Origin of the sequence: Methylobacterium thuringiense (assembly GCF_022179645.1) — a bacterium.
Taxonomy (GTDB): domain Bacteria; phylum Pseudomonadota; class Alphaproteobacteria; order Rhizobiales; family Beijerinckiaceae; genus Methylobacterium; species Methylobacterium thuringiense.
This window is the reverse complement of the sequence record NZ_BPRA01000010.1, coordinates 79086-103107: the sequence shown is the minus strand read 5'-3', so window position 1 is coordinate 103107 and position 24022 is coordinate 79086. Positions and strand designations below refer to the sequence as shown.

The following is a 24022-nucleotide window of genomic DNA, read 5'->3' as shown; positions in this document are numbered from 1 at the left end:
CGGTTCGGACGGCCGGGTTCTACCCTGTCGCGCGCGTCGCGGCAGCCGGCCTGCGCAGGTCAGTCATACCGACGGCCGTTGACGTCGGCTCTCCCGCGCTCGGCCGTTGGCAAGCGCGAACGCGCGCCGCCGCGCGTGCGGCGGACGCGTCGATCGCGACCGGCGGTCGGGATCGGCGCACATCGGAATGCGCGAAAAAACCTCAGCGCTTGCGGGTGGGGGCCGGGGGCATCTCGCCGCGCATCAGGGCGTTGAGGCGTTCGGTGTCGAACCCGCCCATCGCGCGGGCGGGCTTCGCCGCGGGCGCCTCGGCGGTCTGGACGACGGTGCCGGTGGTCTCGGGCTCCGTCGCCGGGGCCTTGGCGACGGTCGTCGCGGGGGGCGCCCGGAACGTCGTGTGCGCCAGCCTGTCGGCGGCCACGAAGCCGGTCACGAGGGTGCTGAGGCCGACGGTGCCGGCGAGGACCAGGGAACGCAGGATACGCAACGCACCACACTCGACGATGACGGGGCCGGACGGGGAACGGAACCGCGGCTGCCGGAGCCCGCGGACGGCATGCGCCGCCCGGTCTCGTGCAACCTGTAACGAGGATAGGAGGGCCCCGTTAACGAAACGAAGGGCCGGGCCGCGGTCCGAACAGGTCGTCGGGCGATATGGTTAGCACTTCATGACGTCCCCTCCCCGGACGCCGTCCAGGCGTTCCGGGCGTCCGGGGAGGCGTCGCCGGATCCGACGCCGGCCGCCTCACTGCGAGCGCCGCCCGAACGACACCGCGTAGGCCTGCACGCGGGCGTCGATCAGCGGATCGTCCGAGACCTCGACGCCGTCCACGAGGGCGTTCGGCAGGAACAGGAGCGCCTTCTCGGCCTCCAGGCTGTCGGCGACGGGCTTGGTCAGGGTCAGCGTGCCGAGGACGACGCTCCTGCGCGCCTCCGGCCAGGGCTTGGTGGCGTCGTCGGTCGGGTCGCCGGATTCCGCCAGCTGCGCCTCGACGCGATAGGCCGCGGGCGCCGTGCCGAGGCGGGTGCGGATCTCGTCCATGAGGAAGGTCGGCGACTGCCTGGCGGCCGCGTCCGGCGCCATCAGGTCCTCGCCCTCCACCGGGACGAAGCGCCAGCGAAACGCCTGACGCCTGCCGGCGGCATCCACCAGCACGAAGGCGTTGATGCCGTTGAAGGTCTGGCGCGCGAGACTCGTCGGCGTCTTCGCGGTGGCGCCGGCCTTGCCGGCCGCCGGGTGGCTGGCGACGAAGCGCTCCAGCGGCGTCGGCTTGGCCGCATCCGGACCGCTCTTCGCGATGGCGGTCAGCAGGTCGCGAAACTCTTCCCCCGTGGCCACGGGGAAGAATTTCAGGGCGTTGACCACGACGTCCATGTCGCCGTCGGGCAGCTTGAAGCGCAGGGCGAGGCCGTGCGGGGTGGCGTCGGGCGAGCCGTCGGGAATCGTCGGCACGCCGGTGGCATCCGAGAAGCGGGCGGTCACCGGCACGGCCGGTCCCTTGAACAGGGAGGCCTTGCTCAAGGCGGCGGCCTCGGGGCTCGGGGTGAAGCTGCCCTCGACCACGATGCCCTTGGCATGGTTGGCGCGCAGGCCCGGATGCTTGCCGAACAGCGTGTTCATCACGTCGACGGTCTGTTCGGCGGTCGAGGCCTCTTCGGCGCGGACGGGTGCGGCGGCGATCAGGCCGAGGGTGAGCAGGGACAGCGCGAACAGGCTGCGACGGGGCAGGGAACAGGGCAAGGAAAGGGGCAAGGAACGCGGCATGCGGAGGTCTCCGAATCTGGCGTCGGCGTTGCCCGACGGCTTGCATACCAACGGTCGTTGGCAAGCGCGAATGCGCGTCGCCGCGCGTGCGGCGGGCTGTCCTGAAGGCGTCAGCCGTAAGGGCCACTGGTATGAAGGCCGTGGTTGCGGCCGCTGTACGAAGGGTGCAGAGGCCCCGCGACGACGCAGGCAGGAAACGGGCCGGGCGCAGGCTCGTTGAGGATGGACGTCGCCGGCAGCGGGCCGGGCACGCCATCCGAGGGAAACCCCATGACCGAACAGGCCACCGCGAGCGACAGCCCGTTCATCCAGGGCCGCAACGCGCGCGTCTACGGCAAGAGCGCCGCCGACTGTCCCTACCCCGAGGGATCGCAGGAGCGGCAGGCCTGGCTCCAGGCCTTCGCGGAGGCGGCGGTCGACGACCGGGGCACGGATCTGCCCGAGGGCCGGACCGCTTGACGGCGCGGGTGCGGGTGGGCTGAAAGGCCCCCGGCTCCGAAAAACCCCGCTCCGCAAGGCACATGTCGAAAACACCACCGCGCGATCTCGGCCGCTTCGGCGCCGACACCCGTCTCGTGCTCGCCGGCCGCGATCCCGGCGCGCAGCACGGCTTCGTCAACACGCCGATCTATCGCGGCTCGACGGTGCTCTATCCGACCTACGACGACATCAAGCACCGGCGCGGGCGCTACAATTACGGCACCTCCGGCACGCCGACGATGGACGCGCTGTCCGAGGCCTGGACCGAGATCGCGGGGGCGGCCGGCACCGTCCTGACGCCGTCGGGGCTCTCGGCGCTGACCATCGCCCTGATGGCCGTGGTCAGCGCGGGCGACCACCTCCTCGTCACCGATTCCGCCTACCGCCCGACCCGGATCTTTTGCGATGGGGTCCTGAGCCGCTACGGCGTCGAGGTCGAATACTACGACCCGCTGGTGGGCGCCGGCATCGCCGAACTGATGCGCGACAACACCAAGGCCGTGCTCGTCGAGGCGCCGGGCTCGCAGACCTTCGAGATGCAGGACGTGCCGGCGATCAGCGACGCCATGCATGCCCGCGGCGGCGCGGTGATCATGGACAACACCTGGGCGACGCCGCTGCTGTTTCCGCCGCACGAGCGCGGCGTCGACATCGCGGTGGAGGCCGGCACCAAGTACCTCTCCGGCGGCTCGGACCTGCTGATCGGCCTCGTCTCGGCGACCGAGCGCTGGTACCCGGCGATCAAGCGCACCTACGAGCACTTCGCCCCCTGTGCCGGCCCCGAAGACATCTTTTTGGGACTCAGAGGCCTGCGGACCATGGGCCTTCGCTTGCGCGAGCACGGCATCCGCGGCCTCGCCATGGCCGAATGGCTCAAGGCCCGGCCTGAGGTCGCTCGGGTGCTGCACCCTGCCCTGCCCGACGATCCCGGCCACGCCATCTGGAGGCGCGACTTCCTCGGGGCGTCGGGCCTGTTCGGCGTGATCCTGAACCCGGTCTCCGAGGACGGTCTCGCAGCGCTGCTCGACGGGCTCGAACTGTTCGGGATGGGCTTTTCCTGGGGCGGCTTCGAGAGCCTCGTCATCCCCTTCGACCCGACCCTCTACCGCACCGCCACCCGCTGGCAAGCGGAAGGCCCGGCCCTGCGCTTCCATATCGGGCTGGAGGACATGGAAGACCTGAAGGCGGATCTCGCGGCGGGGTTCGAACGGATGGCAGCGGCCTGAACGGTCACGGCGCCAGCCAGGTCTCCACCCAGCCCGCATCGCTGCGCAGCCAGAGGGCGCGGCGGTGGCCGCGGCGGTCGAGGTAGAGGAATTCCAGGCGCTCGGCCCGAATCACGACCACGCCGAAGTTGTCGCGGCCGGCGAGGATCGCCTCGTCCGCCCCCGGCAGCGTGTAGCCGCCGCCGTTGAGCAGCGCGGTGCCGGGCCCCGGAACGATGCCGTAGACCGCGCGGCTCATCGGCTGGGCCTCGGTCCAGATCGATTCCGCGAACCAGTCGTCGGTGTGGAGTTCGGCCGTGCCGTCGACGCGGATCTGGATCTTCGCGTCCCGATCGTAGGCCTGGAGCGCGGCGCTGCCCGTGGCGGCGATCTCGACGGCCTTCTCGGAGCGCCGGTCGCAGTGGATGCGCAGCGTGCCGGCAGCACGGTCGGCGTCGCGCAGAACCACCGTCCGCACCTGCGGCCGCCCGTGCAGGTCGACCGTCGCCAGCGCCGGCGTGTGGAAGCCGCTATTCCGGTCGGCCACGCCCTGTTCCAGACGCCGCCAGAGCTCGTCGTGGCAGGCGACGAGATCATCGTAGAATGGGGGCAGTTCCGCCATCTGGGCCCTTTGTCTTAGCCCCCTGCTGACGAACCAGAAATTAACTCCTGATGAACAGGGCAGCCCGCTGAGTTGCGTCGCCCTCCTCGAAACCCGGAAGCTGAGCCCAGGTCAACAATTTGAAGTTGAAATCTTTGCTATCAACGGGTCTTCGTCGACGCCGCCTCGGCCTCGCGCCCCAGCCGCCGGCGCCGCTCGCGGAAGATCAGTGCGAGGTTGCGCACGTAGATGCCCGTCGAGAGCCCCTGCCCGATGATGATCACCGGCTCCTTGCGCACGAAGCCGTAGACCAGGGTCATCAGGCCGCCGACGATGGAGAGGAACCAGAACGACAGCGGCATCACGCTGCGGCCCTCCCGCTCGCTGGCGATCCATTGGAGGATGAAGCGCGAGCCGAACACCAGCTGCGCCAGGATGCCGAAGACCAACCAGAAATCGAAGCGGGTGACGAAGACGTCGTAAAAATAGGCCGGCAGGTCCTCGGCGAGCTGGATCAGCATGGCGTCATCCGATTTCATCCGAGGTGTCGGTCTCGCTCGCCCGCGGCGCGGGCCGGCGGCGCCGGATCAGCCACCAGACCCCGGCGAGGTCGAGGAGCCCGACCCAGAGTCGGTCGAACATCCCGTAATTCGAGGTGCCCGTGAAGCGCGGCCGGTCGACCACGTCGCGATGGACCACCGAAAATCCCTCGCGCGTCACCAGCGCCGGCATGAAGCGGTGCAGCGCGTCGAAATAGGGCAGCGCCAGATAGACCTCGCGGCGGAACACCTTGAGGCCGCAGCCGGTGTCGCGGGTGGCGTCCTTCAGGACGCGGCCGCGCACGCCGTTGGCGATGCGGGACTGGAACCGCTTCCAGCCGCCCTTGCGGCTGGTGCGCTGGCCCTGCGCGAGGCCCACGCCCGGACCGCCCTGGTCGAGGGCGGCGTAGAGGGCGGGGATGAAGGCCGGATCGTTCTGGCCGTCGCCGTCGAGCGTCGCGATCACGGAGGCGCGGGCATGCAGCACGCCGCTGCGCACGGCGCCGCTCTGGCCGCCGCTGCTGTCGTGCCGGACGATCCTGAGCCAGGGCGTGCGGGCCTTCAGGGCCTTGAGCGTGGCCAGGGTCGCATCGGTGGAGCCGTCGTCGACGTAGATCACCTCGAAGGGCGCAAGCCCGGCGCAGGCCCGGCCGATCTCGGCGACCAGCGCCTCGATGTTGCCGGCCTCGTTCTTGACCGGCACGACCACGCTCAGGCGCGGGGTGGCTAGGGGATCCGCGTTCATGGCGCAGGCGCTCCGGCAAGCCCGGTGGCGTAGGCCGAGAGCTCGGTCCGCCGGCCGGTGTTGATGTTGAAGCCCGCGACCGTGCCGACACGCGCGGCCTCGAGCCCGGCGGCGGCGCTCGCGAAGTCCTGCGCGTGGCGGCCCTCGACGAAGACGAGGCGGCAGCCGCCGGCCCGCAGGAAGGCGACGGCCTCCGCGCCGGTATTCGGCGTGGCGAGGTCGGTGCCGATGAGGAAGACGAGGCTCGGTTCGCGGTAGCCGAGGCTCGCGGTCTGCACCGTCTTGCAGGGCAGGGCATCGCGGATCGCAGCGAGGCGCGGCGAGATCTTGAGGGCCGGCACCTCCGGCTGGGCCAAGCCGAACGCGCCCACCGAGAGCAGCGCCCCCGCCCCCACTCCGAGCGCCAGCGCGCCCTCCCCCAGGCCACGGGCAAACGCCGGCCAGGATAGGCCGGCCAATGCGCAGGCCGCGAGCAGCGGCGGCAGGGCGAGCCAGGGAATGGTTTGGTCGAGCTGCCAACCGATCGCGACGACCCCGATCGTAACGCCGAGGGGAACCGCCACGACGAGCCAGGCGGCCACGGTCTCCCAGCGGCGCCGCAGGACCGGTCCGCGTGCGAGAGCCAGCACGGTGAGAATCGCCACGGCCGGCATCAGCGGCAGCACATAGTGCGGGAGCTTCGTCGGCACCGCCTCGAACAGGGCCCAGGCCGGCACGATCCAGGCGAGGAGGAACGCGACGGAATCGTCGCGGCGGTGCCGCCAGGCGAAGGGCAGCGAAAGCGCCGCGAAGGCGGCGCCCGGCCAGAAGGTGGCGAAGAACACGACGAGGTACGAGCCCGGCGGCGCCCAGTGTTTTTCCGCGCCGGTGCCGACCTTGGCGAGCATATCGTGGCCGACCGCCTCTCCGAAGAAGGCGCCGCCGCTCTTCCAGGCGATGGCCAGGAACCATGGCGCGACGATCGCGAGCGTCAGCACCAGTCCGGGCACGGGCCGCAGCGCCAGCAGCCACCGCCAGGAACGCTCGCGGATCGCCAGCACCAGGGCCGCGAGGCCGGCGAAGAGCGGCACCATCGGTCCCTTGACCAGGATGCCGAGCGCCACGGCAAGCCAGAACACCAGGGCGGTGCCCCGCGAGGGCGGGGCGCGCTCGCGCTCGAGCCGCACCCGGCCGAGCCAGGCCCGGGCCAAAGCCCCCATCGCCGCCACCGCGCAGGCGGTGAGCAGCGCATCGGTCTTGGCGAGGCGCGCCTCGGCCGAGAGCATCAGGCAGGCGGTGAAGAGCGCCGCCGCCAGCACGGCACCGCGCCGGGGCAGGACGGCCAGCGCCGCCCAATAGGCCAGCAGGGACGCCGCGAGCGCGCCGATCAGCGAGGGCAGCCGGTAGAGCGCGATGGTGGTGCGGGCCTTCTCGACGCCGAGGGCCTCGCCCGCAGCCACCGTGGCGGCCTGGGCCCAGTAGATGCCGACCGGCTTCTTGTGGCGCGCCTCCCCCTGGAAGCGGATGTCGACGAGGTCGCCGGTCTCCAGCATCTGCTTGGAGGCCTGGGCGAAGCGCGGCTCGTCGCGGTCCATCGGCTGCAGCGAGACGAAGCCCGGCAGGAAGCAGACGAGGGCGAGCGCCAGCAGGAGCGCGCAGGCCCGCAGATGCCCCTCCGCCGCGAAGCCGAGCGCCCGGTCCGCCCGGTGCAGGGCCGCGGCGAGGAGGCCCGCCAAGCGGGTCGCGGAACTGCGCGGGGAAGACACCGGCGCGGCGCTACCGGCCGTCAGGCTTGCCATGGTGCCCCGGTGAGCGAAGGGGTCATGCGGGCGTTCCGATCCGGTGACGGGTTCGGCACCGCAAGGCCGCCTGCCGGATGCGGGCACCATCGCGCGGGCACCATGGAGACGTGCGTGCTTCCCGCAAAACACCCGTCGCGCCACCGTGGCCTCGCGGGAAAGGCGTCCGCGACCGGGAATTTCGTGAGAGACATGAACGGGCCGCCGTGTCGATGATCGCCCCGTGAAAGTCAATCGCGCGGGTTCCCATAACAACCCGCAACCGAGATATGCGGCAGTGCGGTAGCCGATCCCAATCCTGCGCCCTATATCCTTGCCATGAGCAACTCAGCGAATCCCTACACCCTCGAAATCGCAGCATGCGAGCGCCCGGCCGGACACTTCACCTGGGCGATCCGTCGTAACGGCAAGCTCTTCCAGCGGGCGGACCGCCTGCAGACCACGGAAGAAGCTGCAGAGCGCAGCGGCCTCGCTGCCATCGAGAAGCTTCTCAACGGTCACGACCGCTGAGATCGAACCCGGATCCCGCACGGATCCGAGCGTTCGTTTAGCCGGCTCACGCCGAAACCGACCCGATCCTACGATCACGAAAAGCCTGCGGCGCCCGGCGCGACGCGGGCTTTTTCGTGTCCGGCGAATCCGATTGATCGCCCCCCGCGTCCGGCTACTCTCGCGAGCGGGAGGGCACGTCGATGTCCAAGACGCCGAAACCGGCAAAAACCGCGAAAAGATCGATCTACGATCGGGATCTCGACCGGAATCCGGCCAATCACCAGCCGCTGACGCCGCTGACCTATCTCGACCGGGCCGCCCGTACCTTCCCCGAACACGTCGCCGTGATCCACGGGGATTTGCGCCGCCCCTACGGCGATCTCTATGCCCGCTGCCGCCGCCTCGCCTCCGCCCTCGCGAAGCGCATGATCGGCCGCGGCGACACCGTGGCGGTGCTGCTCGCCAACACCCCCGAGATGATCGAGTGCCACTACGGCGTGCCGATGACGGGGGCCGTGCTCAACACCCTCAACACCCGGCTCGACGCCGCGGCCATCGGCTTCTGCCTCGATCACGGCGAGGCGAAGGTCCTGATCGTCGACCGCGAATTCGCGAAGACCGCCCGGGCCGCGCTGAAGCTGGCGAAGGCGAAGCCCTACGTCATCGACGTCGACGACCCCGTCTTCACCGGCGCGGGCGAGCGCCTCGGCAAGACCGATTACGAGGCGTTCCTGGAGACCGGCGATCCCGCGCACGACTGGGCCATGCCCGCCGACGAGTGGGACGCGATCTCGCTGAACTACACCTCGGGCACCACCGGCGACCCGAAGGGCGTCGTCTACCACCACCGCGGCGCGGCTCTGCTGGCCCTCGGCAACGTCATCACCGCCGACCTCGCGCAGCACGCCGTCTATCTCTGGACGCTGCCGATGTTCCACTGCAACGGCTGGTGCTTTCCCTGGTCGCTCTCGATCGTTGCCGGCACGCATGTCTGCCTGCGTCAGGTCCGGGCGCCGGCGATGTATGCGGCGCTCAGCGAGCACGCGGTCACGCATCTGTCCGGCGCGCCGATCGTGATGTCGACGCTCTTGAACGCCCCCGACGAGCAGAAGACACCCCTGCCCCATCGGGTCCATTTCCTCACCGCCGCCGCGCCGCCGCCGGAAGCCGTGCTCGCGGCGATGGGCGAGGCCGGGTTCGCGGTGACCCATCTCTACGGGCTGACCGAGACCTACGGCCCGGCCGTGGTCAACGCCTGGCATGGGGCCTGGGACGACCTGCCCGCCGAGGAGCGCGCGGCGAAGAAGGCGCGCCAGGGCGTGCGCTACCCCGTGCTTGAAGGCCTCGACGTGCGCGACCCCGACACCCTCGCCTCGCTCCCGGCCGACGGAACCAGCATCGGCGAGGTGATGTTCCAGGGCAACGTGGTGATGCGCGGCTACCTCAAGAACCCCAAGGCGACCAAGGCCGCGTTCAAGGGCGGCTGGTTCCGCTCCGGCGATCTCGGCGTGAAGCACCCCGACGGCTACATCCAGCTCAAGGACCGCTCGAAGGACATCATCATCTCGGGGGGCGAGAACATCTCGTCCATCGAGGTCGAGGACACCCTGTTCAAGCATCCCGCCGTCTCGGCGGCGGCCGTCGTCGCCAAGCCCGACGAAAAATGGGGCGAGACCCCGATCGCCTTCGTCGAGCTCAAGGACGGCAGGGACGTGTCGGCCGAAGACCTCGTCGCCTGGTGCCGCGAGCGGCTGGCGCCCTACAAGCTGCCCAAGCAGGTGATCTTCGGGGAGCTGCCGAAGACCGCGACGGGGAAGGTGCAGAAGTTCGTGCTGCGGGAGCGGGCTCGGGAGGGGTGATGGATCCGCACATTATTTGTAAGATCAATCTCCCCATACTTCGATACTTCACGTCATTGCGAGCGCAGCGAAGCAATCCAGGGCCAACGCTCCGACCGTCGAGGACTTGGCCCTGGACTGCTTCGCTGCGCTCGCAATGACGGACGTGGAGCTTAACACAGCCGCAGACCGCCTCAGCACCCGTTGCAGATGCTGCCGCTCACGGCCTTCATCTTGCGGTCCCAGAGACGCTGGCGTGCCTCGGCGGTGCGTTGCGCCTTCTCGCCCTGGAGCTTGATGTCCTTGAGCTTCGCGGCTTCGGTCACGGCCGGCTGGGCGAGGGGCTTCGCGCCCGCCGGACCGGGCGCCGCCAGCCCGGCGAGGAGCAGGGTGACGGCGATGGCGGCCATGCCGGCCGGCCGCATCGGACCAGGGATCGACGCGCGCATCATGCAACCGTCTCGGCTCGAGGAAACGCGGCTCCGCGCAGGCGCGGCGGGTCCGCCATTAGGATGGGCTTGGGCCGGCGCTCAGAGCGGCAGCTGGTCCCGGACCACAATCTCGGCCGTCGGGCTGCCCTCCGGGTCGGCGAGCACGACGGCGACGGAGCGTCCGCCGTCGAGGGCCAGCGTCGCGGTGCCGGCCGCGAACGCCTCGGCGAGCAGGCCGGTATCGCCCTCGATCTGGCCGTTGGCAGAATACATCATCCGGTCGACGAAGCTGTCGATCTCGTAGGCGACGGAACCGAGGCTGCGGCCGTCCGCGCCGATCGAGAGGCTGCCGCTCCCGCGGATCGTGCCGAGATGCTTGAGCAGCTGGCGCTTGCCGAACGTGGTCATGGGGGACGGGCTCCGGCGGTGTCGGGCGCCAGCGTGACGCCGACGCCGGTCTCGCCCAAGACACCCTGCAAGACCGACCTGCAGTCCCGGACGTCTCTGAGACGGAAAGTATTTTGAAATACTGCGCCGTTTTACAGATAATGCCGAACAGGCGACATTCAAGACACCGGTCAGGCCGTCCGCGTTACCGCCGCTGTGCTCAGTGGCGCTTGGTCCGGTCGAGCCGGATGCCGGCGGCGACCATCCTGCCGAGCTCCATCAGCGCCACGTCGAGGGCCGCCCGCAGGCGGAAGGGGGCGATGCCGGCCAGCACCGCGCGCGCTGCGGTGAGATGGTCGGCGGCGGCCTCGAACGGGTTGTCCGCGCCGACGGTCGGGCGGGTGACATAGCTCTGTCCGTCCTCACGTCCCTCGGTGATGTCGATGAGGATGCCGCGGGTCCGCAGGGGACGCCCCGACTCGCCCAGATAGGTCCGGCCCCGGCTGAGCAGCCAGCGCACCGCGCCGTTGCCGAGCAGCACGCGGTACTCCGAGAGGAACAGCCCGCCCACCTGCGTCGCCCGCAGCGTCTCCTCGACCAGCGTGCCGAGATCGTCCGGATGCACGCGGGGCATCGCCATCGTGCCGTCGAGCGGGCGCCCGGCCAGGGCGGCATCGCCCGCCAGCAGCGCCGCCGCGCCCCGGTCGTAGATCGCGACGTGCCGCAGATGGTCCCAGTCCCAGGCGCCGACGACGCCCGATGCGTCGAGAGCCGCCATCAGCGGAGAGTGGAGTTCAGGCTCGACCTGGGCAGTCGCCATGCCGGTTACGCTCCTCGAATCCGTGCAGCACCACAGATCATCGCCGTCTCGCAGGATCCAGGGTCAGACGACCCTTAGCCATGCGAAACGTCCCGTCAACGGCGCGAGCGTCTTGGTACGAAATTGACGCAGTGCTGAGTTTCGCGCGGAGTATTAGGTCCGGTGTCGTACAATCGACGTCGTATCCGCGATGACAGAAGATCATAGCTGAAGAACCGGAATGGTCTCGTGTCGACGCCCAGTACCATGATGGACGAAGACGCCGAGATTTTGCTTCGGTCGTCGTCCTGACGGATCCTTCGACAGTCTTGGTCCGGCCAGCATCCCACCCGCCGGCATCGTCTCAGAAGCGTGCGGTGAGGAAGACCCTCAGGTTGCGTCCGGGCAGCACCACCTCGTCCTTCTTGAACGAGGCGGCGTTGCGGATCACGTCGTCGAGGAGGTTGGTGCCGCGCAGGCCGAGTGTGACCTCGCTGACGCCGTACGCGGACGGGTCGAGGGGCTTGGTGTGGGCGATCTCGGCCTTCAGGTCGTTGTAGCCGGGCGTCGCCGTCTCTAGGGCTCCGGTCTCGATCTGTTCGAAGGCGTGCAGCAGGCTGACTTGCGCGTACCAGCCGTCCGTCCGCAGGAAGACGCCGCCGCCGACCCGGTGCGGCGGGATGCGCGGCACGTAGCTGCCGTCGTCGAACTGCGCCCGGACGAAATCGTATTGCGCGCTGATCCCGGCGAAGCCGTCGCCGACCGGGATCAGGTCGAGCTGGCTCGCGATCTCCGCGCCGTAGAAGGTGGCGGCGGCCTGCGAATAGACCACCTGCCTCAGGCCGCCGCCATCGATGCCGCAGCTGCCGAAGCTGTCGGCGCAGGTCAGCCCGGTCAGGCGCTTGAAAATGAAGCCGGTATAGCGCGTGACGTAGCCGGTGGCGTCGAGGCGCAGCGGCCCTTCGGCCCGGCGGATGCCGACCTCGAGGGTCCGCGCCCGTTCGAGCTTCAGGCCGGGATCGCCGATCTCGAAGGTCGCGGGGGCGTCGTGCGCGCCGCGTGAAAACAGCTCGGCGGCGGCGGGAGCACGCTCGACATAGGAGCCGGTCAAGCTCGCCACGAACCCGTAGGGCAGGTCCTGCAGGGCGCCGACGCTGGCGCTCTTCGGGGCGAAGCGGCGGCGGCGGGCGAATTCCGCGGGCTCGTCGTCGGGGCCGGCAGGGGTGAAGTCGTCGGGGAACACCGCCTCGACGCCGGTGACGCGGTTGCCCTCGATACGGCCGGCCGCCTGCAGGCGCAGGCCGCGCTCCAACGCGAGCTCCTCGAACAGGTAGAGGGCGTTGGCGCGGGTGTCGGTGGGGCGCAGCAGGCCGCCTTCCGCTCCCGAGATGGTGATCTTGCGCCGGTCGGATTGCAGGCCGGCCGTGCCGGTGAGGACGCCGAAATCGGTGTCGACGGGCACGTGCTGCAGCTCGATCCGCCCTTCCGCCTCGCGGTTCTTGAAGACGGCCTGGATGCCGTCGACCCCGTCGTTGCCGATGCCGATCTCGTTGTGGCGGTAGTTCGATCCGCCGAGCCAGAACCGCACGGCCGAGAACGGGCCGTCGAGCGGCCGGTACTCCCCGCGCGTCTGGAGCTTGTCCTGGTTCGGATCGAGGCGCGTGCGCCGCGCGGCCGAGGCGAGGCCGGGGATCTGATAGAGCGTCTCGTAGTGGCTGAACGAGACGCCGACGAAGCCGCGATCGAACACGTACGACGTGCCGAAGGCGCCGCCCTGGCTCTCGTTGGCGGAGTTGCGCTGGATACCGAGCGGCGTGGCGTAGCTGTCGGCCGCGCTCCTGAATCCGTCGGCATGGACGGCGACGTTGTCGCTGCCGGCGTCGACCGTGGCGGCGACGGTGCGGCCGTTGTCGACACTGGAGAAGCCGGTGGTGGCGCGGCCGGTGATGCCGTTGGCCGGGATGAAGGTCGGGATGCGGTTGTTCTCGGCCGAGACCACGCCGCCGATCGCTTGGCTGCCGTAGCGCAGGCCGGCGGGGCCGCGGATCACCTCGATGCGGTCGTTGACCAGCGGGTTGATCGGCACCGCGTGGTCCTCCCCGAGGTCGGAGACGTCCTGCACGCCGGTGCCGTTCTCCTGGATCCGCACCCGGCCGTTGTCGAGGCCGCGGATGATCGGCCGCGAGGCGGAGCCGGGGGCGAAGCTCGACGCGGACAGGCCGGGCTTGTCGAACAGCGCGTCGCCGAGCGAGCTCGGCTGCGACCGCGCGAGCTCGCTGCCCGGCACCACCGTCACCGACGAGAAGGTGTCGGCGACGACGGGGAGGACGCCCGGGGGAAAACGCCCACCACCACCGTTGCCGCCGCCCGCGGCGCGGACCGGGGCCACCGCCGTGACCGACAGCTCCTCGAGTGCCACATCCTCGGCCTCAGCCGGCTGGGCTCCGAAGCCGATCAGGCCGAGCCCGATCCCGGCCAACCGCGCGCCGTCACGTAGCGTCCCCAACATGGTCGTGTCGTCCATTTATAGCATGTGCTATACTACTAAGTCTAAGCTGTTACTGCCTGTCAAGCCGGGTTCGTGGGCTGCCCGAGTCCCGGCCATGCAAAAGAAAACGGCGGGGCTTGCGCCCCGCCGCTCGGTCTCGGACCGGTCTCTGCGCCTGATCAGTAGGCCGGGCCGCCCGCGGTGTTGCCGTACTGGGGCACCGTCCGCTCGGGCTGGGCCGCGTTGCCGCCCTTGGCCGAGGAATCGACGCCGCCGCGGAGCTGGGCGACGGCTCCGGCAGAGCGCGGCTGCCAGCCGGGGCCGGTTTCGACGGCCGTGACCGGCACGTTGCCGGAGGCCGCATAACCCTGCGCGAGGGCGGAGGCGGGGACTGCCAGGGTCAGGGCGAGGGCAGTCGCGACGGATGCGAGACGAATGTTCATGATGATGTCCTTGTCGTCCGGGCGCGGTCTCCGTCGATTCCGGGGGCCGTGTCGTCTTGGTGTGACTTGAAGATGGGGCGTCTCTTGCTGGGCCGTCGTGCGAATCCACACGCGATGCCAGGACAAACCCGATTCTGTGCAGTCGTGCGAAAGCGCACATCCGGCCGGAACCGAACGGCCTAGCTTCCTTCGCGAGGGGACGTGCCGCCAGCCTTGCAGCGCGGTCCGTATTGGGATTTCGACCATGGTCGTCCGGTCCGTCACTGTCGCCGCCGCGCTCGCGTTTCTCGGCGCCGCCTCCCCCGCTCTCGCGCAGAGCGTCGATCCCGCCCTGGTGCTCGCGGCCAAGGGGCATCCGAAGCCCGGCCAGGGCTTTGCCGGCCGCACCGCCCGCCTCACCTCGATCATGGGCGCGGACATGAGCATGGTCGCACCGCTGCACGTGCCGAACCATCCGGTCCGGGCGCGGGCCGCCCGCCGCGAGGCCGACGCCTCGGCCGGCCTGCGGTAGAAAAGCCGCAAGCCGCGGGCCTCGGCATCCGCCCCCTGGCGAGACCCGGCGCTTCCCCGTAGCGTGCTCCCCGAGCCACGTAGCTGGGGGACCCTCTGGTGCGCCGTATCCCGGCCCTGATCCTGCTCGCCCTCGCCTTCCCGGCGCGGGCGGAGGAGAGCAAGCCCGTCTTCGAGGGCGCCGGCGGAGACCCGCGCATCTCGGTCTCGCAGCCGGAATCGACCAGCCAGGCCTCGGGCGGATACAGCCGCTCGATCGAGCCGTCGCTCGGGCCGTTCGGCGACCCACTCGGCCTGCGTCCGGTGCTGAAGCAGCGCGGCGTTGAGTACAGCCTGACCTACGTCGCCGACCTGCTCGGCAATCCGGTCGGGGGCGTCCGCCGGGGCGCGGCGGTCGAGGACCGCCTGAACCTGCGGCTCAACCTCGACCTCGAACGGCTCGCGGGCTGGGAGGGCGGGACCGTCCACGCCAACGCCTATTTCATCCACGGCACCGGCCTGTCGCGCTATTACGTCGGCAACCTGCTCGACGTGAGCGTGATCGAGGCCCTGCCCGCGTCCCGGCTCTACGTGCTCTGGTTCGACCAGCAGCTCTTCGACAACACGCTCGGCCTGCGCATCGGCCAGCAGGCGGCCGACACCGAGTTCTTCGTCAGCCAGACCGCGACTTTGTTCGTGAATTCCACCTTCGGCTGGCCGGCGATCACGGGCTTGAACCTGCCGAGCGGCGGCCCGGCCTATCCGCTCTCGACCCCGGCCGTGCGGGCGAAATACGTCCCCGGCGGTGGCTTTTCGCTACAGGTCGGGCTCTATGACGGCGATCCGGCCGGCGCCAACCGCCCCGGCGACGACCCGGAGGCGCAGCGCCTCAACCGCACCGGCACGAACTTTCGCACGCACGACCCGGCCCTGGTCGTCGCCGAGGCGACCTACGCCTACAACACCGAGAAGGACGCCCACGGCCTGCCCGGCGACGTCACGCTGGGCGGCTGGCAGCATTTCGGCCGCTTCGATTCGCTGCGCTTCGACAACACCGGCCTGCCACTCGCCGACCCGAATTCCTCCGGCATCGGCCGGCCCTTGCGCGGCAATGCCGGGATCTACGCGATCCTCGACCAAACGCTCTATCGCGAGCCTGGCAAGGACGACGAGGGCCTCGGCGTCTTCCTGCGCGCCGCCTGGTCGCCGACCAGCTCCAGCCTGGTCGACGCCTATGTCGATACCGGGCTCGCCTACAAAGGCCTGTTCGAGGGCCGCGACGACGACACGCTCGGCCTCAGCCTCGCCTATGCCCGCATCAGCGACGAGGCCCGCCGCGCCGACGCCGACACGATCGCCTATAGCGGCATCCCGATGCCGCGCCGGCGGGCCGAGACGGTGGTCGAGGCGACCTATCAGGCGGTGGTGGTGCCGGGCTTCACGGTGCAGCCCGACCTGCAGCTGATCCTCCGCCCCGGCGGCGGCATCGCCAACCCGCGTCTGCCGGAGGCCGGCCGGGTGAAGAACGCCGCCGTGCTCGGCCTGCGGGCGACGATCCAATATTGAGCGGCTCACCAGCGGGCTCGCCCGCGTATCGCCTCATGCCCCATGCGATGACGCGAGAGCAACACCGGGCGTTGCAATCGCGTGCACCGCAAAACGTGGCCTTGCGCGGCCGCCCTCGGCCCCTCACGATTCCAGCCGTGGCGTACGCGCCGGTCAGCGTGGGGTTTCGGTGCCTTTCGGCGAATCGAGTCTGACGGCCTGGATCCTGTTGTGGGTGGCGGCGCTCTCGAGCCTCGCCACCTTCGCGATCACCCTGCGGCGGGACGCGCAGGCCCGGCGCAAGGCGCTGGCGGAGGAGGAACAGCTCTGGTCGCTGACCTGGGCGGACTATCTCGACGACGGGCCGTTCCGCTGCCTGCGCCTGCGCCTGCACGACGTCGACAAGCACAAATGCCGCCTCAAGACCGTGACGCTGAAGAAGCCCGGCGCCGGCCGCCTCGCGCCGCAGACCTGGATCGACGAGAGCCCGTCCGAGCCCTGGCACAAGCGCGCCCGGGCGGACCGCACGGCGCTCGGCCGCCGCATCGCGGTCGCCAAGGACCTCGACGGCTCGAACGCCCGCTTCTCGGGCCAGCCCTACGACGACGTCTACCTCTACGTGCTGATGCCCCGGCGCCCCGCCTTCAGCTTCGCCGCCCAGACCCCGGTGCGCCTCGTCTGCCGCATCTCCGAGATCTCCCGGCGCTCGCGCCGCCGCAAGATCACCCTGATCAGCCCGCCGGCCGACTGGGCCGCCCCCGACGCGCCGAAGCCCGAGGACATGCAGCGGACGGCGTGACGGTTTCGCAAGGCTTTGCGGGCGGGCCGGCTCAGCCGGCGGCCTGGGCCCAGCTCGCCTGGTAGGCTGGCGCGAGGATCATGCCGTGGGGCACGGCCATCATGGGCGGCGGGTTGCGCACGCATTGCTCGAGGAAGGCCACGGTCTCCTCCAGCACGCTGCCCGAGAACGGTTTTGCGATCACCGCGGCCGCGCCTTCGAGGTCGCCGGAGAGCTGGCGCGTATTGGCGGTGATGAACACGGCGGTGATGCCGTCGAGGTCGCGCACGGCGCGCGCCACGTCGAGACCGGACGAGCCGTCGCCGAGGCGCAGATCGATGAACACCAGCTCGGGCAGCGTCTCGTAGACCAGGGCCACGCCGTCCGCGGCGTTCATGGCGGTGCCGACGACGACGTGGCCGGCATCCTCCAGCAGCGTCTCGAGCTGCATCAGGATCAGGGCCTCGTCCTCGACCAGCAGAACCCGCAGCTTGTCGCTCACTCAAGTCTCCGAACTGACTGCCGATTCGCGGGGCAGACTGACGTGGACGGTCGTGCCGGGATTGGCGGACTGCCAAGAGATACTGGCATTCAACTGGCGCGCAAGCGTTTCGGTGAGGCGCTTTCCGAACGAGCGCTTGCCGGATATTTCGACCGGTACCGGCATACCAACGCCGTCATCGGTAATTTTGATCGAAAAATACTTGTCGTCCGGCGCGACCAGGATCGAGAGCCGCCCGGGGCGGCCGTCCGGGAAGGCATGCTTGAGCGCGTTGGTGACGAGCTCGTTCATCATCAGGGCGATCGGCGGCGCCTTGGCCACCGGCACCTCCACCGGCTCGAAATCGAAATGCAGGCGGATGCCCTCGCGGCCCGAACCGCGCACGAGGTCGGTGGCGAGGTCGCGGGCGAATTCGGTGACGTCGAAGCGCTCGACGTTGTTGGACTGGTAGAGCCGCCGGTGGACCGTGCCGAGGGCCTCGACCCGGCTGAGCATCGATTCCATCGAGGCGCGCGCCGCCGGGTCGGTGATCGTGCGGGTCTGCAGCGCCAGCAGGGAGGAGATCATCTGGAGGTTGTTCTTGACCCGGTGGTCGACCTCGTGGACCAGCATGGTCTTGGCGGCCAGCGCCTCGCTCAGGTCGCGGGTGCGCCGGGCGACCTCGCGCTCGAAATGCTCCTTCTCCTGTTGCGTCCTGAGATGGGCGTCGACCCGGTCGGTGACGTCGAGCTGCGAGGCGAAGAAGTACAGCACCTCGCCGGCCTCGTTGGCCACCGGGCTGAGATACAGCGCGTTCCAGAACGACGTGCCGTCCTTGCGGTAGTTCAGGACATCGATGGCGATGTCGCGATTGCTCGTGACCGCATCGCGGATCTGCCGCACGGCCGCCCTGTCGGTGTCCGGTCCCTGCAGGAAGCGGCAGTTCTTGCCCATGATCTCGTCGCGGTCGTAGCCGGACATCGCGAGGAAGGCGTTGTTGGTGTAGACGATCGGGTTGTCGGCCTGGCGAGGATCGGTGATGATCATCGGCATGCGCGTGCCGCGCACGGCGGCGGCGAAGGGGTCTCCCTTGCCGGTGCCCGCATGCAGCTGGTCCGTCAGCCTCCAGGCGTCCTCCCGTTCCATCTCGTCCCGTCTCTTCTACCCGATTGCGTCCGGCGGCCGGCACGGCGCCTCGCTCCTGCGGGCGATGCGTGCAACCACACGTGACATGGCCATGCGGACCACGGGCGACAACCGTGGCCATGCCCGATGGATCCCTTACTACCAGTAGCCCTTACGGCTGACGCCTTCAGGGCTGCCCGCCGCACGCGCGGCGACGCGCATTCGCGCTTGCCGACGGCTTGGAGAGCCGAAGCCCACGGCCGCTGGTAGACCGCCCTTCCACGGCATGAAGTTTCGGAGCCCGTCACACGCACGAGATGCAACGGAACGAAATACCACCAGACCGGTGTTGTGCCGCGGAATGCCCGGCACGATATCCGATGAAGCCCTCGACGAGACGCACGACCGGGCCCTCTCGCCAAGACAGTGACGAGGGCCGTGTCGACGGCCGCGAGGCGACCCCGCGCCACGGTGAAAGGCCCGAAGGATTTTCGATGATCGACCTGTCGACCTCCGAGACCGACCGCACCGTCGACGCCCTGCTGCGCCAGATCACCTGGAGCCGCTTCGCGGGCGACGCCGGCATCGAGGGTCCCTATCGCGACGACCCCGCCTCGGCGGCCGTGGTGATCGAACTGCGCCAGGCCGGCGAACGGCTCGCAGCCGCCGGCGGCCTCGACGCCCTCGACGAGGCCATCCTGCGCATCACCGAGATGAACTCGTCCTATTCGGACCAGCGCTCCAACCTGCTCGAAGCGCTGTGGTCGTCGGTGGGGCGCGGCGGGGAACCCTGAGTTCTCGCTTAGGCCGGCCGCGGTCCCCGGCGCTTCAGGACAAGCCGGCGGCCCGGCGGAGTGCGGCGTTGAGGCGGTCCTGCCATCCCGGACCGTCCGCCTGGAAATGCTCCAGCACGTCGCGATCGATGCGCAGGGTCACCTGCTCGCGCCCGCCCGGGAGGGCCGGCGCCCTGGCCGCGACCGGGGCGGCCTCGACGGGTTTCGTCGTCGTCTTCTTGAAGGCGGCCTCGGCCGCGTCCCGGGCGCTCATCGTCGATCTGGCCATGGGTCTTCGCTCTGCCGGTCCGAGATTTCAGAAAGCCCGTTATACCGGAATGCAGCGCGCCCGACTCCTCGTAATTCGCGCGTGCGCCTGCGGCCCTCTGCGCAGGTCGCGCGGGAACCGGCTCACCCCTCGTCCTCGTCCCGATACGCGGCGCCCTCGCCCGTCGCACCGGGTTCCGCCAGGGCATAGACCGCATCGCCCATCCGCCTCAGCGGACCGCCGGGGCCGGAGCGCTTCCAGAGGCGGGTGTTGAGGGCGGCGACGGGATCGTGGCCCGGCAGGGAGAAGCCGCGGCCGGCGAGCAGCGCCAGGATCTCGGCGGCATGGAGCGGCCGGCCGGCCTCGTCCAGCGCCGCCAGGGCCGCCTCGATCAGCGCGCGGCCGTAACGGCGCGCGAGGACGCCGCCGGAGAGCACGCCCTCCATCGCGGCAGGATTTTGGGCAGGATCGGGGACAGGATCCGAGGGGTCGGCGGGGCCCGGCGCGGCGGGGCGGGCTTCGCCGGACGGCGAGGGCACGCCGGACGAAGGCGTCTCCGGGAAGGACGGCTGCACCAAAGCAGGCTCGGACCAAGGCGGCAGCCGCCGCTCGGCCGGGGACTCGCCGCCGGCCGCGGCCGGGCGGCGCGGCGCAGGGCGATCCGCGTCGTCGGCCGGATCCGGGGGCGAGCCCGGTCCCGGCGTCGAAGCGGCCGCGGCGGAGGCAGGAGCCGGAAACCGGGGCTCGTCGGCCGAAAACCTCGCGCCGGCCGTCAGCCGGCGGCCGAGTTCGAGATAGAGGGTGAGATCGTTGATGGCGCGATCGAGCGCCTCGCGCTGGCGGCGCAGGGCGGCGAGCTGCGTCTCGGCTTCGGCTTCCGATAACACCATGGCGTCGTCCTCAAGCCGGTTTTTTCGCCTGGCGGCTGTCTTGGAATGCCTTAGCGGAATATTCCTCGAAGAACCAGTTATTCCTTATTCGGAATCAGATATTCCATACCTGCATGAAGGGAATTCCAGAGCGCATTCCCGTCCGAACTGGAATATTCCATGCCGCGTCACGCATCCCGGTCAACGGCATGGCCAATCCGGGCAGCATGCTGGTACGACACGCGGTATGCGGTCCGGTGCATGCCGTAACGATCCACGGCAGCTTGATATTCCGAGATGGAATTAGGCGGCGTTACGTTTCTTCCGAGCCAATCCGATGGCCTTCGGCGGAACGATCAGGGCGCTCGGGTCGGCCGGGTTCAGCACCATGCCGCGCTCGTCGAGGGTGATCGGCAGGCGCGGAAATACCTCGAGCACCCCGGCGAGGTCGGCCTTGAAGGCCTGGCGGAAGCTGCGCTGCGAGGCGTTGTCGGCCCCGAACTGTTTGTGCAGGTTGTCCCAGGTGAGCCTCAGGGGCCGCTGGAGGGCCCGCAGGCGGTAGCCGGCCCAGAACAGCAGGTCGAGCTTCCGCGCCGATCCCGACAACGCCCTGGCCGCCCGGATGTCCACGGGGAGGGCGTGCTTGATCAGGCTCTCGTAGAAATCCTGGTGGAACTGGACTTCGCGCTGCCAGACCACCTCTCCGGAGCCCTGAGGGCGCCACAGGTCGAGCCGGCGGAAGGGCGGCACGGTGAGGGTCGAGGCGGTCTCCTTGCCGTCCCAGAGGCCGATCTGCATGGAGCAGGCGGCGAGCCGGTTGAGCTGCTCCTTGAAGGCGCCGATGGTGCCGCGCTCGCCACCGGTCACCGCAAATCCCATCTCCCGCATGAAGCCGGACAGGCTGTCGGCCACCGCGATCACCGGGCTCCGCTGCCTCACCGCCTCGGTGCAGAGGTGCAGCAGCACGAGCCGCGCCTTGGGGCCGTAGGGCAGGCCCTGCATCTCCATCTCGCCCGTGATCGGGTTCTTCAGGCGCCCGGCCGAGAGGCTCAGCGAGTTGCGGCCGTACTCCCGCAACACCTCGCGGACGGGTCCGGGATCGCGATACGGCAGGCCGCACAGCGCCAGCACCGAGTGGATGTGCTGCAGGTTTTCGGGCACGGCCGGTTCGTTCTCGATGACCTCGCGCACGGCGTCGCGCCGACGCTGGTCCCGGGCCATGCCCTCGCGCCGGGTCTTTTGGGAGTTTTCCGTCGCGGCCTGGGCGTCGCGATCGCGCTGCCGGAACAGCAGGTGCTCGACGATCTGGGCGAACAGAAATCCGCCCCGCGCCGCCTCCAGCTCGGCGCGCAGGTCCGGGTCGCGGATCCCGTCGATCTTCTGTTCGAGCCCCGCCATGCCTTGCGTCCGCCAACGTCCTCTTCGGCACCCTGCCCCGTCGTATCGCCGACGTCCAAGTGTCTCTCAGGAGCTCCCGCCGATAGGGGTTCGTGAGAGGCACTCGGCCCGGGTGGCGGCGGATGTGGCACGATTCGGACCCCGGGAGTCCTGTGGCGGATCGGTCTTATCCCGGCTTTCCCCGCTTCTCGGGCCTCGCCATCCCCAGGCTCGCTCCGGGGCCGGTCCGCAGAGTTCGATACGGGCCGGATCACTGCGGATCAGCCCACGCAGAGTTCAATACGGAGACCTGAAGCCGGGTTCTCCCCGGAATGCACAGCCCGACCGGTTTTCCCACGCCGAATCCCATGCGAACCCGCGCAGATTCCGATGCGATCGATCCGGGAATCCACGCAGAGTTCCATACGGAGCCACGCAGAATCCGATGCACAGCCACGCAGAATCAGATGCACGAAACCGTCTCAACACACTGTCGCCGCAGCGTTATTCGTCTCCCCCTATAACCTGCTGAACTGACTCTCTTAAAAGAGCGAAGCAGATATTCTTCCTACCCTAGGCGCGAGGCGTTCGCTGAGCCGAACCGCCTGGAAGGGGTTCAATTTATGGAATATAAGGAATTATCCACATGCCACACCCGGTTTATCCAACGTAGCTCGGCCATTCGGGCGTCGAGGCCGGGAAAAGCCTTCAGATGCGCATTCGGAACGAAAGCGGTACGAACGCCACCATGACGAATCACCCGATCGAGACGCTGCTGCAGCTCATGGCAACCCTGCGGGATCCGGAGACGGGCTGCCCCTGGGACGTCGTCCAGACGCCCGCGAGCATCGTGCCCTTCACCATCGAGGAGGCCTACGAGGTCGCCGACGCGGTGGAGCGCGGCGATCCCGAGGATCTCAGGGACGAGCTCGGCGACCTCCTGCTCCAGGTGGTCTTCCAGGCCCGGATGGCGGAGGAGGCGGGCCGCTTCGCCTTCGCCGACGTCGTCGCCGGCATCGTCGCCAAGCTCGTTCGGCGGCATCCGCACGTGTTCGAGGCCGACGGCAGCCTGCTTCCCGCCAGGCGAGGCCGCGGCGATCCGGCGGCGGTCGAGGCGGCCTGGGCGCGGATCAAGGCGCAGGAGCGGGCTGAGAAGCTGGCCCGGGGCAGGGTGCCGGCGGCGGCGGGGCCCCTCGACGGGGTACCTTCCGCCCTCCCCGCCCTTACCCGCGCCGAAAAAATCTCACGGAAGGCCGCCTTCCATGGGTTCGATTGGCCCAATGCGCGGGAGGTGATCGCCAAGGTCCGCGAGGAAGCCGACGAGGTCGAGGAGAGCCTGGCGGCCGACGATCCGGAGGCGGTGGCCGAAGAGATCGGCGACCTGCTGTTCTCCGTGGCGAACCTCGCCCGCCATGCCGGCGTCGACGCGGAGGAAGCCCTGCGGCGGGGCACCCGCAAGTTCGAGCGCCGGTTCACGGCCATGGCCGACCACCTGGCAAAGGACGGCCGGACCCTGGCATCGGTCGACCTGCCGGCGATGGAAGCCGCCTGGCAGGCGGTCAAACGCGCCGAGGGCTGAGAACCACCCTCCCCGTTCGCAGCGCTACCGCGCGACGGCCCGGCTCGCCTTCCGGCCGCGCTTCGGGCTCTGCGGCTTCAGCCGGTCGAGGATGCGTCCGATCGCCCGCTCGACCTCGGCCCGACCGGGCGGAGACCTGGCAAGATCCTCCTCCTCGGGGAGCGGATTCGAAGGGCTGGGTGCGCGACTCTTCGGCATGGCGCCGATTCTAGCAGAGCCCCGGCCGCACGCTCCCGACAGGACTACGCAGGACGCGCCCCGGATCCTGTTCTCCCGTGATCCCCGTATCGGAGGATCACGGGAGCAGGGGATCCTTGTGCGCGGATCCGGTACGGCGGCGCCCGAATGGCCAGTCGATCACGTGGACGGCATAGAGCGCCCACCACACCATCACCGGCTGCATCGCGAAACGGGGGCCGTGATACCACCAGCTGTCCGGGATCGGCGGGATCGCGATGTGGTCCAGGGCCTGCTTCACGTTGGCCGGAAACACGCAGACGGCGTAGAGCGCCAGCATGATGCCGGCGAGGCGCCTGAGGCGTGCGGTCGTCAGCGCCAGCGCGCCGGCGATCTCGCAGAGGCCGGTGACGATCACCACGAAGCGCGGCGCCGGCACCCAGTCCGGCATGATCGGCAGGAATGCGTCGGTCGCGGTGAGATGCACGATGCCGATGCCGGCATAGACGACGATCATCACCCAGCGCATCCAGGCGCGGTCGTCGTCCCCCTGCCCCTGCCCCCGCCCCG

The 24022-nt window shown here is 69.8% G+C and carries 27 protein-coding genes; 9 read left to right on the top strand and 18 right to left on the bottom strand.

Annotated features, from left to right (window positions below; genetic code table 11):
• Positions 1-202: 202 nt before the first annotated feature.
• Both MFF07_RS12115 and MFF07_RS12110 read right to left on the bottom strand, forming a co-directional pair.
• Positions 203-487 (bottom strand): hypothetical protein, encoded by a 285-nt coding sequence (locus tag MFF07_RS12115; RefSeq protein ID WP_147818414.1) that lies wholly within the window; start codon positions 485-487, stop codon positions 203-205.
• 258 nt (positions 488-745) lie between these two features.
• Positions 746-1765: a catalase family peroxidase gene (locus tag MFF07_RS12110; RefSeq protein WP_147818413.1), complete on the bottom strand. Its 1020-nt coding sequence runs from the start codon at positions 1763-1765 to the stop codon at positions 746-748.
• 270 nt (positions 1766-2035) lie between these two features.
• Here MFF07_RS12110 and MFF07_RS12105 point away from each other — a divergent pair, with 270 nt between their 5' ends.
• A complete protein-coding gene (locus tag MFF07_RS12105; RefSeq protein WP_147818412.1) occupies positions 2036-2224 on the top strand; it encodes a ribosome modulation factor in 189 nt (62 codons plus the stop codon).
• A gap of 62 nt (positions 2225-2286) precedes the next feature.
• Complete coding sequence (gene metC / locus MFF07_RS12100; RefSeq protein WP_147818411.1) at positions 2287-3471, top strand: cystathionine beta-lyase; 1185 nt, start codon at positions 2287-2289, stop codon at positions 3469-3471.
• Between the two features lie 4 nt (positions 3472-3475).
• On the opposite strand, the gene MFF07_RS12095 is transcribed toward metC, so the two are convergent.
• From MFF07_RS12095 to MFF07_RS12080, 4 genes are all read right to left on the bottom strand, one after another.
• Positions 3476-4072, bottom strand: a complete 597-nt coding sequence (locus MFF07_RS12095) for a pyridoxamine 5'-phosphate oxidase family protein (protein WP_147818410.1) — start codon at positions 4070-4072, stop codon at positions 3476-3478.
• Positions 4073-4212: 140 nt separating this feature from the next.
• Positions 4213-4572: a lipid-A-disaccharide synthase N-terminal domain-containing protein gene (locus MFF07_RS12090; protein ID WP_147818435.1), complete on the bottom strand. Its 360-nt coding sequence runs from the start codon at positions 4570-4572 to the stop codon at positions 4213-4215.
• Between the two features lie 4 nt (positions 4573-4576).
• The gene (locus MFF07_RS12085) at positions 4577-5335 is read right to left on the bottom strand and encodes a glycosyltransferase family 2 protein (protein ID WP_147818409.1); all 759 of its coding nucleotides are present in this window, start codon (positions 5333-5335) and stop codon (positions 4577-4579) included.
• Complete coding sequence (locus MFF07_RS12080) at positions 5332-7113, bottom strand: ArnT family glycosyltransferase (RefSeq protein ID WP_238232038.1); 1782 nt, start codon at positions 7111-7113, stop codon at positions 5332-5334. Before MFF07_RS12080 ends, MFF07_RS12085 begins: the two co-directional genes overlap by 4 nt.
• A gap of 318 nt (positions 7114-7431) precedes the next feature.
• On the opposite strand from MFF07_RS12080, the gene MFF07_RS12075 reads away from it, so the two are divergent.
• Positions 7432-7623, top strand: coding sequence for a hypothetical protein (locus MFF07_RS12075; RefSeq protein ID WP_147819160.1), 192 nt, complete (start codon positions 7432-7434; stop codon positions 7621-7623).
• 182 nt (positions 7624-7805) lie between these two features.
• Complete coding sequence (locus MFF07_RS12070; protein ID WP_147819159.1) at positions 7806-9464, top strand: acyl-CoA synthetase; 1659 nt, start codon at positions 7806-7808, stop codon at positions 9462-9464.
• Positions 9465-9637: 173 nt separating this feature from the next.
• On the opposite strand, the gene MFF07_RS12065 is transcribed toward MFF07_RS12070, so the two are convergent.
• The 5 genes from MFF07_RS12065 to MFF07_RS12045 form a co-directional block, all read right to left on the bottom strand.
• Entirely contained in the window at positions 9638-9895 is a 258-nt protein-coding gene (locus MFF07_RS12065) for a hypothetical protein (protein ID WP_147819157.1), read from the bottom strand.
• A gap of 78 nt (positions 9896-9973) precedes the next feature.
• A complete protein-coding gene (locus tag MFF07_RS12060) occupies positions 9974-10282 on the bottom strand; it encodes a hypothetical protein (protein WP_147819155.1) in 309 nt (102 codons plus the stop codon).
• A 199-nt stretch (positions 10283-10481) separates the two neighbouring features.
• Complete coding sequence (locus tag MFF07_RS12055; protein ID WP_147819154.1) at positions 10482-11081, bottom strand: PAS domain-containing protein; 600 nt, start codon at positions 11079-11081, stop codon at positions 10482-10484.
• Positions 11082-11424: 343 nt separating this feature from the next.
• Positions 11425-13584, bottom strand: coding sequence for a TonB-dependent receptor (locus MFF07_RS12050; protein ID WP_238232036.1), 2160 nt, complete (start codon positions 13582-13584; stop codon positions 11425-11427).
• A gap of 143 nt (positions 13585-13727) precedes the next feature.
• A complete protein-coding gene (locus MFF07_RS12045) occupies positions 13728-13991 on the bottom strand; it encodes a hypothetical protein (protein WP_147819152.1) in 264 nt (87 codons plus the stop codon).
• 244 nt (positions 13992-14235) lie between these two features.
• Here MFF07_RS12045 and MFF07_RS12040 point away from each other — a divergent pair, with 244 nt between their 5' ends.
• The 3 genes from MFF07_RS12040 (at position 14236) to MFF07_RS12030 (ending at position 16824) form a co-directional block, all read left to right on the top strand.
• Entirely contained in the window at positions 14236-14502 is a 267-nt protein-coding gene (locus MFF07_RS12040) for a hypothetical protein (protein ID WP_147819150.1), read from the top strand.
• A 98-nt stretch (positions 14503-14600) separates the two neighbouring features.
• Positions 14601-16046, top strand: a complete 1446-nt coding sequence (locus MFF07_RS12035) for a carbohydrate porin (protein WP_373322327.1) — start codon at positions 14601-14603, stop codon at positions 16044-16046.
• Between the two features lie 214 nt (positions 16047-16260).
• Positions 16261-16824, top strand: a complete 564-nt coding sequence (locus tag MFF07_RS12030; RefSeq protein ID WP_238232035.1) for a hypothetical protein — start codon at positions 16261-16263, stop codon at positions 16822-16824.
• A gap of 31 nt (positions 16825-16855) precedes the next feature.
• On the opposite strand, the gene MFF07_RS12025 is transcribed toward MFF07_RS12030, so the two are convergent.
• Together MFF07_RS12025 and MFF07_RS12020 are read right to left on the bottom strand one after the other, a co-directional pair.
• On the bottom strand, positions 16856-17305 hold the full coding sequence (locus MFF07_RS12025) for a response regulator (protein WP_147819145.1): 450 nt from the start codon (positions 17303-17305) through the stop codon (positions 16856-16858).
• Entirely contained in the window at positions 17306-18430 is a 1125-nt protein-coding gene (locus MFF07_RS12020; RefSeq protein ID WP_147819143.1) for a histidine kinase dimerization/phosphoacceptor domain -containing protein, read from the bottom strand.
• 473 nt (positions 18431-18903) lie between these two features.
• Here MFF07_RS12020 and MFF07_RS12015 point away from each other — a divergent pair, with 473 nt between their 5' ends.
• Positions 18904-19203 carry a hypothetical protein gene (locus tag MFF07_RS12015; RefSeq protein WP_238232033.1) on the top strand — a complete coding sequence of 100 codons (300 nt, stop codon included), beginning with the start codon at positions 18904-18906 and terminating at the stop codon, positions 19201-19203.
• Positions 19204-19237: 34 nt separating this feature from the next.
• Here the strand turns inward: MFF07_RS12015 and MFF07_RS12010 are convergent, their stop codons facing one another.
• The 3 genes from MFF07_RS12010 to MFF07_RS12000 all read right to left on the bottom strand — a co-directional run bounded on the left by MFF07_RS12010 (position 19238) and on the right by MFF07_RS12000 (position 21717).
• Complete coding sequence (locus tag MFF07_RS12010) at positions 19238-19471, bottom strand: BrnA antitoxin family protein (protein WP_147819139.1); 234 nt, start codon at positions 19469-19471, stop codon at positions 19238-19240.
• Positions 19472-19593: 122 nt separating this feature from the next.
• On the bottom strand, positions 19594-20340 hold the full coding sequence (locus MFF07_RS12005; protein ID WP_238232030.1) for a hypothetical protein: 747 nt from the start codon (positions 20338-20340) through the stop codon (positions 19594-19596).
• A 282-nt stretch (positions 20341-20622) separates the two neighbouring features.
• Entirely contained in the window at positions 20623-21717 is a 1095-nt protein-coding gene (locus MFF07_RS12000) for a replication protein RepA (protein ID WP_147818202.1), read from the bottom strand.
• Positions 21718-22444: 727 nt separating this feature from the next.
• On the opposite strand from MFF07_RS12000, the gene mazG reads away from it, so the two are divergent.
• On the top strand, positions 22445-23275 hold the full coding sequence (mazG, locus tag MFF07_RS11995) for a nucleoside triphosphate pyrophosphohydrolase (RefSeq protein WP_147818203.1): 831 nt from the start codon (positions 22445-22447) through the stop codon (positions 23273-23275).
• Between the two features lie 24 nt (positions 23276-23299).
• Here mazG and MFF07_RS11990 read toward each other — a convergent pair whose 3' ends face one another.
• Together MFF07_RS11990 and MFF07_RS11985 are read right to left on the bottom strand one after the other, a co-directional pair.
• Positions 23300-23473 carry a hypothetical protein gene (locus tag MFF07_RS11990; protein WP_187272603.1) on the bottom strand — a complete coding sequence of 58 codons (174 nt, stop codon included), beginning with the start codon at positions 23471-23473 and terminating at the stop codon, positions 23300-23302.
• 97 nt (positions 23474-23570) lie between these two features.
• Positions 23571-23981, bottom strand: a complete 411-nt coding sequence (locus tag MFF07_RS11985; RefSeq protein ID WP_147818218.1) for a DoxX family protein — start codon at positions 23979-23981, stop codon at positions 23571-23573.
• Between the last annotated feature and the right edge of the window lie 41 nt (positions 23982-24022).